At 72.9% G+C, this 12713-nt stretch carries 11 protein-coding genes; 8 read left to right on the top strand and 3 right to left on the bottom strand.

Annotation, left to right across the window (positions count from 1 at the left end; translation table 11 throughout):
* Positions 1 to 208 precede the first annotated feature (208 nt).
* A complete protein-coding gene (locus ACFQZ6_RS08705; RefSeq protein WP_381606335.1) occupies positions 209 to 1951 on the top strand; it encodes a lytic transglycosylase domain-containing protein in 1743 nt (580 codons plus the stop codon).
* A gap of 161 nt (positions 1952 to 2112) precedes the next feature.
* Here the strand turns inward: ACFQZ6_RS08705 and hrpB are convergent, their stop codons facing one another.
* Together hrpB and ACFQZ6_RS08695 are read right to left on the bottom strand one after the other, a co-directional pair.
* Positions 2113 to 4695 (bottom strand): ATP-dependent helicase HrpB, encoded by a 2583-nt coding sequence (hrpB, locus tag ACFQZ6_RS08700; RefSeq protein ID WP_381606333.1) that lies wholly within the window; start codon positions 4693 to 4695, stop codon positions 2113 to 2115.
* 4 nt (positions 4696 to 4699) lie between these two features.
* Positions 4700 to 5548, bottom strand: a complete 849-nt coding sequence (locus ACFQZ6_RS08695; protein WP_381606331.1) for a class I SAM-dependent methyltransferase — start codon at positions 5546 to 5548, stop codon at positions 4700 to 4702.
* Between the two features lie 386 nt (positions 5549 to 5934).
* Here ACFQZ6_RS08695 and rpsA point away from each other — a divergent pair, with 386 nt between their 5' ends.
* The 6 genes from rpsA (at position 5935) to ACFQZ6_RS08665 (ending at position 11038) form a co-directional block, all read left to right on the top strand.
* Positions 5935 to 7431: a 30S ribosomal protein S1 gene (rpsA, locus tag ACFQZ6_RS08690; protein ID WP_381606329.1), complete on the top strand. Its 1497-nt coding sequence runs from the start codon at positions 5935 to 5937 to the stop codon at positions 7429 to 7431.
* Positions 7432 to 7650: 219 nt separating this feature from the next.
* Positions 7651 to 8589: a PAC2 family protein gene (locus tag ACFQZ6_RS08685; RefSeq protein WP_381606328.1), complete on the top strand. Its 939-nt coding sequence runs from the start codon at positions 7651 to 7653 to the stop codon at positions 8587 to 8589.
* Positions 8590 to 8666: 77 nt separating this feature from the next.
* Positions 8667 to 9287: a dephospho-CoA kinase gene (coaE, locus tag ACFQZ6_RS08680; RefSeq protein WP_381606326.1), complete on the top strand. Its 621-nt coding sequence runs from the start codon at positions 8667 to 8669 to the stop codon at positions 9285 to 9287.
* Positions 9288 to 9337: 50 nt separating this feature from the next.
* Positions 9338 to 9718: a tetratricopeptide repeat protein gene (locus ACFQZ6_RS08675; RefSeq protein ID WP_381606323.1), complete on the top strand. Its 381-nt coding sequence runs from the start codon at positions 9338 to 9340 to the stop codon at positions 9716 to 9718.
* 107 nt (positions 9719 to 9825) lie between these two features.
* Positions 9826 to 10503 carry a class I SAM-dependent methyltransferase gene (locus tag ACFQZ6_RS08670; RefSeq protein ID WP_381606321.1) on the top strand — a complete coding sequence of 226 codons (678 nt, stop codon included), beginning with the start codon at positions 9826 to 9828 and terminating at the stop codon, positions 10501 to 10503.
* Between the two features lie 61 nt (positions 10504 to 10564).
* A complete protein-coding gene (locus ACFQZ6_RS08665) occupies positions 10565 to 11038 on the top strand; it encodes a DoxX family protein (RefSeq protein ID WP_381606319.1) in 474 nt (157 codons plus the stop codon).
* Positions 11039 to 11051: 13 nt separating this feature from the next.
* Here the strand turns inward: ACFQZ6_RS08665 and ACFQZ6_RS08660 are convergent, their stop codons facing one another.
* Positions 11052 to 11885: an RNA-binding S4 domain-containing protein gene (locus ACFQZ6_RS08660; protein ID WP_381606317.1), complete on the bottom strand. Its 834-nt coding sequence runs from the start codon at positions 11883 to 11885 to the stop codon at positions 11052 to 11054.
* Positions 11886 to 11957: 72 nt separating this feature from the next.
* Between ACFQZ6_RS08660 and ACFQZ6_RS08655 the strand changes: the two genes are divergently transcribed.
* Positions 11958 to 12695, top strand: coding sequence for a uracil-DNA glycosylase (locus ACFQZ6_RS08655; protein ID WP_381606315.1), 738 nt, complete (start codon positions 11958 to 11960; stop codon positions 12693 to 12695).
* Positions 12696 to 12713 lie beyond the last annotated feature (18 nt).

Below are 12713 nucleotides of genomic sequence, written 5' to 3'. Positions count from 1 at the left end.
CCCGGCGTCCCACCCGCCCCGCCACCCCGGCCCGGGAACGCCGCGCCCCGCGCGTCCCAACGGGATGTGGCCAACCGGTGAAAACCGGACGTGAACCGCTCCCCGCGCGAGAGAAGTTGTCGTAGGGTCACCTGGGTCGACAAGAGCTACTGGGCGAGCACACAGACGACGAACGGACGCTCGGACGTCCAGGGGAGGGGTTCACCGTATGGGGCCGCAATTCGGCAGGAGGCTGCGCAAGGGAGCGGCGACCACCGCTGTCGCCGCCGCCGCGGTCGCGGCGCTGTCCGCGTCCCAGGCTCCCGGAGTGACCACCGACGCGGACGGCAGACAGTCCACCACCGGCGCGCAGCCCTCACCGGACGAGTACGGGCAGGACAGCGCCACCGGCAACTCGCCCTACTACACGGACCTGCCGCCGCTGAACAGCCCCACCCCGTCGCCGAGCACCGGCACCACGCCGCCCGCCACCGGCGAGACGGAGGCGGGCATCCCGGCGACCGTCCTCGACGCCTACAAGAAGGCCGCCGCGAAGCTGCGCGGCGCCAAGCCGGGCTGCAACATACCCTGGGAGCTGCTCGCCGCCATCGGCAAGGTGGAGTCAGGGCACGCCCGTGGAGGTAACGTCTCCACGGACGGCACCACCCTCAGCCCCATCCTCGGGCCGCAGCTCAACGGCAACGGTTTCGCCAACATCAGCGACACCGACGGCGGCCTGTACGACGGCGACAGCTCCTTCGACCGCGCGGTCGGCCCGATGCAGTTCATCCCGTCCACCTGGGAGTGGGCGGGCCGCGACGGCAACGGCGACGGGGTCAAGGACCCCAACAACGTCTACGACGCCGCGCTCGCCGCCGGGCACTACCTGTGCCGGTTCGGCTGGGACCTCTCGGACCAGTCCGACCTCAACAGCGCGATCCTCAGCTACAACAACTCCACCGACTACCTGAACACGGTCCTGTCGTGGCTGGAGTACTACCGCAAGGGCACCCACGAGGTCCCCGACGGCACCGGCGCGCTCCCCGGCAACCGCAGCGACGACCCGGCCGGGGCCAGCCCCACGCCCACCCCGCCGCCCTCCCCGCGGGACCGGGGCAGCGCGTCCCCGAAGCCGACCCCGCCCTCTTCTGGCGGCAGCAGCCCCACTCCGTCGCCGACGCCGCCCGGGACCACGCCACCGGCGACCCCGCCGACGCCCACCGACACCGTGCACCACCTGGAGGACGCGGGCACCGCCAAACTCACCGCCATGGCGGGCGACGCCTTCAGCGAGCGGATCAACACCCGCGCGGAGACCAAGGACGGCACCGCCGTCGGCAAGGTCCGCGTCCGCTTCACGATCATCGGCTCCACCGACGCCACCTTCTCCACCGGCGAGACCGTCGCCACGGTCGTCACCAGCAGCGCCGGTGTCGCCGTCGCCCCCGCCCTGCAAGCGGGCGAGAAGACGGGCGACTTCACGGTCCGCGCCGCCGTCGTCGGCCGCTCCCTGCCCGGGCTCGACTACACCGCCACCGTCACCGCGCGCGCCGCCGACACCCTCACCCGCGTCGGTGAGGCCGCGCTGAGCTGCGTCACGGGCGGCGAGTTCGCCGAGCAGGTCCAGGTGAAGGCGGCGTACAAGGGCGCCGTCGCGGACGGGGTGGCGGCCACCGCGACCCTGATCAAGTCGGCGGACGACCCCACGGCCAACGACAAGGGCCCCTACTTCAAGGACGCCGACGGCAACGCCGTACGCACCCTCACCGGTCTGAAGACCGACGCCGAGGGACTGCTGACGCTGCCGAAGCTGTACGCGGACGACACCGCGGGCACCTATCTGCTGCGGGTCACCACCACCGGCGGCGCGGCGCTCACCCTGGAACTCACGGTGACGGTTCCCGAGCCGACCCCGACGCCGAGCGAGACCACCAGCGAGTCGGCCAGCCCCTCGGCCTCACCGACCGCGTAACGACGCCAGCACCCGCACAGGGCGCCCCTCCGCCACCGCGGACGGGCGCCCTTCGGCGTCCGCGCGAGCTGTTCTCATCTCGTCCGTCCGTTGCCACGGTATGCCGTAAACCTGACGGTGCGTCAGCTAGGCACCCCACCCGGCCTCGGAACCGCAGACCGTCACCGCCTGAGCCGCGCGTTGGTGTGCCGGGTCGGCTCCGCGCTGGCGGGGTCCTCCGGCCACGGGTGCTTCGGGTACCGGCCGCGCAGCTCCGCCCGTACGCCCTGGTAGCCGTCCCGCCAGAAGGACGCGAGGTCCGCCGTGACCGCGGCCGGGCGCCCGGCGGGCGACAACAGGTGCACGAGCACCGGCACCCCGGCCAGCACGGGCGACTGCTGGAGCCCGAACATCTCCTGCAACTTCACGGCGAGCACCGGCCGTTCCGGATCGGAGTAGTCAATCCGAATTCTGGACCCACTCGGTACGGTGATCCGCTCGGGGGCGAGTTCGTCGAGCCGCGCCGCCTCCCCCGTGGCCCAGGGCAGCAACCGCGCCAGCCCCTGCCCGGCGTCGATCCGCGCGAGGTCCGCCCGCCGCCGGGCCCGGCTCAGCTCCGGCTCCAGCCACTCCGCCACGCGCGCGTGCAGCGCGTCGTCGGACACGTCGGGCCACGGCTCGCCGAGCCGCAGCCGCAGGAACGTCAGCCGCTCCCGCAGCCCCCGGGCCTCCGGCGACCACCGCAACAGCCCGAACCCGTCCGCCCGCAGCCCTTCGAGCAGCGCCTCGCGTACGAGGTGGGGGTCGGCGTCCCGCAGCGGTCGTACCGCCAGCTCCACCGCCCCGAGCCGCTCCACCCGCCGGGCGACGACATCGCCGTCCGCCCAGTGGACCTCCTCCCGCTCCTCCAGCAGGGCCCCGGCCGCGTACCGGGCGACCTCCTCGTCCACCACGGCGGCGAGCTGCACGCGTGCGTGCCCCCTGCCCACCGGCCGGTCGGCCACGGCGACCGCCAGCCACGGCGCTCCCCCCACGGCGGACCCGTCCCGCACCTCGGCCCGGGTCCCGGACACCATGACGTACGACCCACCGTCCGCCCTGCCCACCCGCTCCGGGAAGGCGAGCGCGACGACGACCCCGACGGCGGCGTCCTCCCCGCCGCCGAACGCGCTGGAGAGACGATCCCGTGGCGAGGCGGCGGGACGGCGATCGCCGGAGCCCGTTCCGGTGGACGCCCGGGACTCACCCGCGGCCGACACCCCCGCGGCGGCGGCCCGCAACCGCCGGACCTCCGCCCGCCACCGCCCCGCGTAGGCGTCGCCCCCGCGCCGGGCGGTCCGCAGCGCGGCGGCGAGATCGTCGCCGTACTCGCGCGGCGGCTCCTCGCTCAGCAGCGCCACCACCTCCGCGGCCAGGTCGGCGCCCACCAGCGGCGCCGCGTCCAGCAGCGCCCGCCCCAGCCGGGGATGCAGCCCGAGCCGGGCCAGCCGCGCGCCGCGCTCCGTGGCCCGCCCCGCGGCGTCGACGGCGCCCACCGCCGTCAGCGCCGCCCGCGCCGCCGCCATCGCCCCGCCCGGCGGCGGGTCCAGCAGCGCCAGCCCAGTGGCCTCAGGATCGCCCCAGCAGGCCGCCTGAAGCGCGAACGCCGTCAGGTCGGCCACTTTGATCTCCGGCGCGGGAAAACGCGGCAGGCGCCCGTCCTCGGCCTCCGCCCAGCACCGGTACACCGCTCCTGGGGCCTCCCGGCCCGCCCGCCCGGCCCGCTGCCGCCCCGCCGCCTGCGAGGCCCGTACCGTCGTCAACGCGCTCAGCCCGCGCGCGTGGTCCACGCGCGGCTCCCGCGCGAGCCCCGAGTCGACGACCACCCGCACCCCGGGAACGGTCAGCGACGACTCCGCCACCGCCGTCGCCAGCACCACCCGGCGCCGCGCCCCCGGCGCCAGCACCGCGTCCTGCACGGCGGCCGGTGCCCGCCCGTGCACCTGGAGCACCTCCACGTCCCCCAGGCCACCGAGCTGCCCGGCCACCCGCGCGATCTCGCCCACGCCCGGCAGGAAGCACAGCACGTCCCCCGGCCGCTCGGCCAGCGCCCGCCGCACCACCGACGCCACATGCGCCAGCAGCGCCGGGTCGACCCGCATCCCGTGCGGTGGCCGTACCGCACGCGCGGGCGGCGCCCACACCACCTCCACCGGATGAGAGACCCCCGCCGCCTCGACCACCGGGGCGTCGCCCAGCAGCCGCGCCCAGCCCTCCGCGTCGGTGGTGGCCGACGCCGCCACCAGCCGCAGCTCAGGGCGGAGCGTCTGCCGTACGTCCCACAGGAAGGCCGCCGCCGTATCGGCGTCCAGATGCCGTTCGTGGCACTCGTCGAGCACCACCACGTCGACCCCGGCCAGCTCCTGGTCCCGCTGCACGCGCTGGAGCAGCACACCCGTCGTGACGACCTCCACGCGCGCGTGCCGCCCGACGACCCGCTCGCCGCGCACCGTGTAGCCGACGTTCCCGCCGACCTCCTCGCCGAGCAGCCACGCCATCCGCCGGGCCGCCGCCCGCGCCGCGATCCGCCGCGGCTCGGCCACGACGACCCGCCTGGGCGGCTGCCCGCCGTCCAGCAGCCCGGCCAGCGCCAGCGGCACCAGCGTCGTCTTGCCGGTGCCGGGCGGCGCGACGAGCACGGCGGTGCCGGGGCCGTCCAGGGCCTCGGTCAGGGCGGGCAGGGTGGCCCGTACGGGAAGGGCGTCCAGGGCGTCGTAGCGGATCACGCACTCAGTCTCGTACGCACACGAAGATCGCCGTGCCGGGGATCAGCCGCCCGCGCAGCGGGGACCAGCCGCCCCACTCGGAGGTGTTCCACGCGGGCCACTCCGGCTCCACCAGGTCCACCAGCCGCAGGCCCGCCGCCACGACGTCCCGCACGCGGTCGCCGAGCGTCCGGTGGTGCTCGACGTACACCGCGCGGCCCGCCTCGTCCTGCTCGACGTAGGGCGTGCGGTCGAAGTAGGACGCGGAGACGGACAGGCCCTCGGGGCCGGGCTCGTCCGGGAACGCCCAGCGGATCGGGTGGGTCACCGAGAACACGAACCGGCCGCCCGGCCGCAGCACCCGCCGCACCTCGCGCAGCACCAGCACCGGGTCGGCGACGAACGGCAGCGCGCCGTACGCCGAGCAGGCCAGGTCGAAGGAGGCGTCCGCGAAGGGCAGCGCGGCGGCGTCGGCGCACACCAGCGGGAACGTCCCACCGATCCGCAGGGCGTGCTGGAGCTGGCGGTGGGAGAGGTCGAGGGCGACCGGACGCGCGCCCTGCGCGGCGAGCCAGCGCGAGCACTGCGCCGCGCCCGCGCCGATCTCCAGGACCTCCTTGCCCGCCAGCTCCTCCGCGGGGCCGAGCAGCTCGGCCTCCACCTCGTCGAGGCCCTCGGGACACCACACGAAGCGGTCGTCGCCGAGGAACGAGCCGTGCTCGACCTGGTACTCGTCGGCGTTGCGGTCCCACCAGCCCCGGTTCGCGCGGGCGCTCTCCGCGACCCCGGCGGCGCGCCGGGTCGCCTCGGGCTCCTCGGTTTCCTCGGGTCCCTCGGGTTCCGCCGCCGCGCTGTCGGGCGTGGTCTGGGACATCACGGGCTCTTGGATGATGGGCTCCCTCGTCGTACTCTTCCGTCCAGCCCGTCCCGGTGGTGTCACCGAAGGGGCGCCATGCGGCACGCGTGGCCTCGGTGGACGGCTTTTGTGCCGGTTATGCGGCGATCCGCCCCGGGTGTGCGGCTTCGCGCATTGACCCTGCCCGGCCGCCCCCGTATGCTACAAGTTGCGCTGCGGGCCTGCGCACCTCAGACGTAGCAGGCTGCGCTCGCATCTGTTGTATGTCCCCTCGGTTGTCGAGGCGCCGTCACCAGTTCGCTGGTGGGGCGCTTCCTTGGCTGTCCGGCTTCTGCAGAGCGAAACGGGCTCCTGGCGCAAGCAGTACCTACGACTTCAATGTCCGTACCGGAGCCCTTTCCCACATGACGAGCAGCACCGAGACCACCGCCACCACCCCGCAGGTAGCGGTCAACGACATCGGTAACGAGGAAGCCTTCCTCGCAGCGATCGACGAGACGATCAAGTACTTCAACGACGGCGACATCGTCGACGGCGTCATCGTGAAGGTCGACCGGGACGAGGTCCTGCTCGACATCGGTTACAAGACCGAAGGTGTCATCCCGAGCCGCGAGCTCTCGATCAAGCACGACGTCGACCCCAACGAGGTCGTCGCCGTCGGCGACGAGATCGAGGCCCTGGTCCTCCAGAAGGAGGACAAGGAAGGCCGCCTGATCCTCTCGAAGAAGCGCGCCCAGTACGAGCGTGCCTGGGGCACCATCGAGAAGATCAAGGAAGAGGACGGCATCGTCACCGGTACCGTCATCGAGGTCGTCAAGGGTGGTCTCATCCTCGACATCGGCCTCCGCGGCTTCCTCCCGGCCTCCCTGGTCGAGATGCGCCGCGTCCGCGACCTCCAGCCGTACGTCGGCAAGGAGCTCGAGGCGAAGATCATCGAGCTGGACAAGAACCGCAACAACGTGGTCCTGTCCCGCCGTGCCTGGCTGGAGCAGACCCAGTCCGAGGTCCGCCAGACGTTCCTCACGACCCTCCAGAAGGGTCAGGTCCGTTCCGGTGTGGTCTCCTCGATCGTCAACTTCGGTGCCTTCGTGGACCTGGGTGGCGTCGACGGTCTGGTCCACGTCTCCGAGCTGTCCTGGAAGCACATCGACCACCCCTCCGAGGTCGTCGAGGTCGGCCAGGAGGTCACGGTCGAGGTCCTCGACGTCGACATGGACCGCGAGCGTGTCTCCCTGTCGCTGAAGGCGACCCAGGAAGACCCGTGGCAGCAGTTCGCCCGCACCCACCAGATCGGCCAGGTCGTGCCCGGCAAGGTCACGAAGCTGGTTCCGTTCGGTGCGTTCGTCCGCGTGGACGAGGGCATCGAGGGTCTGGTCCACATCTCCGAGCTGGCCGAGCGCCACGTGGAGATCCCGGAGCAGGTCGTCCAGGTCAACGACGAGATCTTCGTCAAGGTCATCGACATCGACCTCGAGCGCCGTCGCATCAGCCTCTCGCTGAAGCAGGCCAACGAGTCCTTCGGTGCCGACCCGGCCGCGGTCGAGTTCGACCCGACCCTGTACGGCATGGCCGCGTCCTACGACGACCAGGGCAACTACATCTACCCCGAGGGCTTCGACCCCGAGACCAACGACTGGCTCGAGGGCTACGAGAAGCAGCGCGAGGAGTGGGAGCGCCAGTACGCCGAGGCGCAGCAGCGTTTCGAGCAGCACCAGGCGCAGGTCATCAAGTCCCGCGAGGCGGACGCCCAGGCCGCTGCCGAGGGTGGCGAGGCCGCCGCTCCGGCCGCGTCCGGCGGTGGTGGTTCGTACTCGTCCGAGGGCGGCGACAACTCCGGCGCCCTGGCGTCGGACGAGGCGCTGGCCGCGCTGCGCGAGAAGCTGGCCGGAGGCCAGAGCTGAATCGCGACGGCTGAGTAGCTGACCGCCGAGGACCCGCACCCGTCGAGGGTGCGGGTCCTCGGCGTTCTCCGTGATCGGCCTTCTGGTCGCCTTGGTGACCGGCTTTCCGGGTCGGCTTTCTGGTCGCCATGCGCCTTGATCGGCTCCGGGGCGTCCGTTCGGGAATGCCGGTGGCCCGCGCCACGTTGTGCAGTACGGACATGAGGAGGAGCGGTCACAGTGCTTGATCCGCAGGGTTTGTACACGTGGGAGCCGAAGGGGCTGGCCGTCGTCGACATGGCGCTGGCCCAGGAGTCGGCCGGACTTGTCATGCTCTACCACTTCGACGGATACATCGACGCGGGCGAGACCGGCGACCAGATCGTCGACGGCATCCTCGACTCGCTGCCCCACCAGATCGTCGCCCGCTTCGACCACGACCGGCTCGTGGACTACCGCGCCCGCCGCCCGCTGCTGACCTTCCGGCGCGACCGCTGGACGGCGTTCGAGGAGCCCACCCTCGCGGTGCGGCTCGTCCAGGACGCCACGGGAGCGCCCTTCCTGCTGCTGTCCGGCCCGGAGCCGGACGTGGAGTGGGAGAGGTTCGCCGCGGCCGTCGACCAGATCGCGGAACGGCTGGGCGTCCGCCTCGCCGTGAACTTCCACGGCATCCCCATGGGCGTCCCGCACACCCGCCCGGTGGGGCTCACCCCGCACGGCAACCGCACCGAACTGGTGCCGGGCCACCGCAGCCCCTTCGAGGAGGCCCAGGTCCCCGGCAGTGCCGAGGCGCTCGTCGAGTACCGCCTGATGGAGGCGGGGCACGACGTCCTGGGCGTCGCCGCGCACGTCCCGCACTACATCGCCCGCTCCGCCTACCCGGACGCGGCCCTGACCGTCCTGGAGGCCATCACGGCCGCCACCGGACTGGTCCTGCCCAGCATCGCGCACTCCCTGCGCACCGACGCCTACCGCACCCAGACGGAGATCGAACGCCAGATCCGCGAGGGCGACGAGGAGCTGACCGCCCTGGTCCAGGGCCTTGAGCACCAGTACGACGCCGTCGCGGGCGCCGAGACCCGGGGCAACATGCTGGCCGAACCGGTGGAGATCCCGTCGGCCGACGAGATCGGCCAGGAGTTCGAGAGGTTCCTGGCGGAGCGGGAGGGCGACGGCTAGGGCCTGTCGTGCCAACCCCAGGTCCGTCGCCCGGGTCGGGGAACACCTGTCCGGTGGCAGGGCCTAAGCTGCCGTCCATGCTGAAAGTGGGCTTGACCGGTGGGATCGGCGCGGGCAAGAGCGAGGTGTCGCGGCTGCTCGTGGAGTGCGGCGCCGTACTGATCGACGCCGACAAGATCGCGCGTGAGGTCGTGGCGCCCGGCACTCCCGGACTCGTCGAGGTCGTGCGGGCCTTCGGCGAGGAGGTGCTCACCGAGGACGGCGCCCTGGACCGCCCCAAGCTGGGCTCCATCGTCTTCTCCGACCCCGAGCGGCTCGCCGTGCTGAACTCGATCGTGCACCCCCTGGTCGGCGCCCGTTCCCGCGAGCTGGAGGCGGCGGCCAGCGAGGACGCCGTCGTCGTCCACGACGTACCCCTCCTCACGGAGAACGGCCTCGCACCGCTGTACGACGTCGTCGTGGTCGTCGACACCAGCCCCGGCACCCAGCTCGACCGGCTGGTGCGGCTGCGCGGGATGACGGAGGAGGACGCCCGCGCCCGGATGGCCGCCCAGGCGACGCGGGAACAGCGCCTGGCGATCGCGGACATCGTCATCGACAACGACGTGCCGCTGCCCGAACTCCAGGGGCGTGTAAGGGACGTATGGGCGGATCTCGCGCGCCGCGCGCAGGAGCCCGGGGAGCCGCTCAAGGAATAACGCGCCCTGGCGCGGGCGTTGAACGCGCCGAGTGAGGGAAGGACTTTGCTGTGCCCGACACCAGCGGTTCCACCGGACGTAGCCCGGAGACGCATGTCATCGACTTCCGTGCCGCCGAGCAACTGCTCGCCGCACGGGACCCGCGGGGCGCGGTGAAGCTGCTCGACGAGGTCATCGCCGCGCACCCGGAGAACACCGCCGCCCGCCTGCTGCGTGCGCGCGCCTTCTTCGCCGCCGCGCAACTGCGGCCCGCGGAGCTGGAGTTCAGCGTGGTCCTGGAGCGAGAGCCGGACAACGCGTACGCGCATTTCGCGCTGGCCCGCACCTACGAGCGTCAGGGACGGCCTGACCAGGCCATACGTCACTTCCGGCTGGCCGCCGCGCTGGACCCGAAGCCGCAGTACGTGAAGGCGGCTCGCTTCGACTCCTGAGCCCGTAGTTTTCGGGTCCCGCCCCCTGTGTCACTCGAACGGGTGAAGTGGGGACGTCTGGGAACGGCTGTGCGGATGTGGGCCGTTGGACGGGCATGGAGCTGAGAATGCGGACGGGACATCAGGGGACGGGACCCGGGGCCATCACCCCGGACGGCTGCGCGGTGGAGCTGTACTCACGGCTGCCCAGCGGACCGGAGGCCGACATCATCGCGGCGGCGGTACCGCCGGGGGCGCACATCCTGGAACTGGGCAGCGGGGTGGGCCGCATGACCCACCCCTTGCTGGAGCGGGGCTTCACGGTCACCGCGGTGGACGAATCCGCCGAGATGCTGGAAAGGGTCCGCGGCGCGCGCACGATATGCAGCCCCATCGAGGACCTCGACCTCGGCGAGACGTTCGACGTCGTGCTGCTCGCCTCGTTCCTCGTGCACGCCGGGGACATCGAGGTCCGGAGAGGGCTGCTGCGCACCTGCGTACGGCATGTCGCCAAGGGCGGCTGTGTCCTCATCCAGCGGGAGGGCGCGGACTACCACACCAACCTGCCGCGTGAGCGGGTCGATCCCAGCGGCTTCACGGTGCGCATCCTGTCGTCCGAGCCGGTCGGTGACGGAGTCAACTCGGTGCACGCGGAGTACGTGTTCCCGGACGCGATATGGACGCAGACGTTCCGGGCGAGGCCGCTGACCAAGGACCAGTTCGAGGAGGCGTTGGAGGAGGCAGGGCTGACCGTCGACAAGTACCTGACGGAGGACGGGATCTGGGTGCGAGCGATGAGTTCGTGACCGCCGCGGGGTCTACCTCTGTGACCGCACCACGAAGCACCACCTCACACAGGAGACCCCCATGACCGAGATCGCCACCACCGCCTCCGCCGCATCCACCACCGAGGCTTCCTCGACCGGCATGGTCATCGGGGAGTCCTCGACCGCTCGTGGCCGCCGCGCCCGGATCGCGCTGCGCGCGCTTCAGGTGGTGCTCGCCCTGTTCTTCGGCATCGCGAGCGCGTTGCCCAAGCTGATCGGGCACGCGTCGGCCGCCGAATCCTTCGACGAGATGGGCTGGGGCAGCGCGGGGATGTACACCATCGGCGCGCTGGAACTGGCCGGAGCGGTCGCCCTGTTGATACCGGTGCTCCAGTCGGTCTCGGCGGTGGCGCTGAGCGCGCTGATGGTGGGCGCGTTCGTCGTCCAGCTCACCGTCTTCGACGGGCAGTACGCGGCGACACCGCTGATCCTGATAGTGCCCCTCGCCCTCATAGCCTGGGTGCGCCGCGCTCACAACGCGGAGCTGCTGCGGCTGCTGCGCCGACAGTCCTGAGGCGACCTGGAGGTCAGCGCCCGCCGGACCTGCCGCGGTCACCGGGTCGGCCGGGTCGGCTCGGTCGGCCAGCCCGGCCGGGGCGACCAGGCCGACCGGACCCACCGCTCAGGCCGCCGAGTCCGTCAGGCGCGGTGAGCCCGTCAGGCCCGCCCAGCCCGTCCGGCCCGCCGGACGTGTCCGCTTCACCGGGCACGTCGGACCCGCCAGCCGCACCGCGCCCGCGCCCACCGGGCGATCCGGCGCCGGTAGGTCGGCCACTGAAGCCGCGCAGGGCACGGAGGCGTTCGAGCTCGCGGCGGTCGCGCTTGGTCGGGCGGCCGGTGCCGCGGTCGCGGATGCCGGGCGGGGCGACGGCCTCGCGGGGCGGGGGCGGCGGGCTGTTGTCGACATAGCACTGGACGGCCACCGGGGCGCCGACGCGCTTGCGGATCAGGCGCTTGACGACGACGATCCGCTCCCGGCCCTCGTGCCGCAGGCGTACCTCGTCGCCGACGCGGACGGAGTGGGCGGGCTTGACCCGCTCGCCGTTCACCCGGACATGGCCGCCCTTGCAGGCGGCGGCGCCGATGGAGCGGGTCTTCACCAGGCGTACGGACCAGATCCAACTGTCGATGCGCACGCTCTCGCCGCTCTGCGGCCGAGCGGCCTCGGCGGCGGCCACCGCGGCGGCGACCTTGGGGTCGGGGACGGGGGCGGATGCGGTGCCGTCCGCGCTCCGCGCACCAGTGCCTTGCCCGACCGCACCCTGCGCGCCTTGCGTGTCCTGCGCGCCCTGGGTGTCCTGCGGGCCCCATGCGTCCTGCGTGTCCTTCGGGTCCTCGTGGTCCCTAGCCTCGGAAGCCATGCCTTGACCTTAGCTCCCCGGGAGGGAGGGGACGGTCCCGTTTTTCCTGGCGGGGGGTTCTACGGTGGGGGTATGGACAGCGGCACCAGCAGCGGCCTCGTGGGGCTGGACGAGCGGATCGCCGGGTGCCGGGCCTGTCCTCGGCTGGTCGGCTGGCGTGAGGAGGTGGCCCGTACCAAGCGGGCGGCCTTCGCGGACTGGACGTACTGGGGGCGGCCGGTCCCGGGCTTCGGCCCGGCGGACGCCCGGCTGCTGATCGTCGGGCTGGCACCGGCGGCGCATGGCGGCAACCGGACGGGACGGATGTTCACCGGTGACCGGTCGGGGGACGTGCTGTACCGGGCGCTGTACGAGGTGGGGTTGGCGTCCCAGCCCACGTCCGTGAGCGCGGGGGACGGGCTGGAGCTGTACGGGGCCCGGGTCACGTCGCCCGTGCACTGTGCGCCGCCCGCCAACAAGCCGACGCCCGAGGAGCGGGACACCTGCCGTCCCTGGCTGGTGCAGGAGCTGCGGCTGCTGCGGCCGACGCTGCGGGCGGTGGTGGTCCTCGGGGCCTTCGGCTGGCAGGCCGCGCTGCCCGCGTTCGCGGAGGCGGGGTGGGCGGTGCCGAGACCGCGGCCGGTGTTCGGGCACGGCGCGAGGGTGCGGCTCGACAGCGCGGAAGGCGAGGCTGGGGGAGGGCTCGACCTCTTCGGGTGCTTCCACGTCAGCCAGCGCAACACCTTCACGGGGCGACTCACCCCGGAGATGCTGCGGGAGGTGCTGCGCGCGGCGGCAGGTGCGGCCGGGCTCGGCGGCGGGGCGGCTTAATGGGCTGCGAGGTACGGA

This window comes from Streptomyces flavalbus (assembly GCF_042674625.1).
Classification (GTDB): domain Bacteria; phylum Actinomycetota; class Actinomycetes; order Streptomycetales; family Streptomycetaceae; genus Streptomyces; species Streptomyces flavalbus.
This window is presented reverse-complemented; position numbering and strand designations above follow the sequence as displayed.

What these genes read in the sequence shown, in the direction of transcription:
- ACFQZ6_RS08705 (WP_381606335.1), top strand. Translation starts at nt 209, where the DNA reads ATGGGGCCGCAATTCGGCAGGAGGCTGCGCAAGGGAGCGGCGACCACC.
- rpsA (WP_381606329.1), top strand. Translation starts at nt 5,935, where the DNA reads ATGACGAGCAGCACCGAGACCACCGCCACCACCCCGCAGGTAGCGGTC.
- ACFQZ6_RS08670 (WP_381606321.1), top strand. Translation starts at nt 9,826, where the DNA reads ATGCGGACGGGACATCAGGGGACGGGACCCGGGGCCATCACCCCGGAC.
- ACFQZ6_RS08695 (WP_381606331.1), bottom strand. Translation starts at nt 5,548, where the DNA reads ATGTCCCAGACCACGCCCGACAGCGCGGCGGCGGAACCCGAGGGACCC.
- ACFQZ6_RS08655 (WP_381606315.1), top strand. Translation starts at nt 11,958, where the DNA reads ATGGACAGCGGCACCAGCAGCGGCCTCGTGGGGCTGGACGAGCGGATC.
- coaE (WP_381606326.1), top strand. Translation starts at nt 8,667, where the DNA reads ATGCTGAAAGTGGGCTTGACCGGTGGGATCGGCGCGGGCAAGAGCGAG.
- ACFQZ6_RS08660 (WP_381606317.1), bottom strand. Translation starts at nt 11,885, where the DNA reads ATGGCTTCCGAGGCTAGGGACCACGAGGACCCGAAGGACACGCAGGAC.
- ACFQZ6_RS08665 (WP_381606319.1), top strand. Translation starts at nt 10,565, where the DNA reads ATGACCGAGATCGCCACCACCGCCTCCGCCGCATCCACCACCGAGGCT.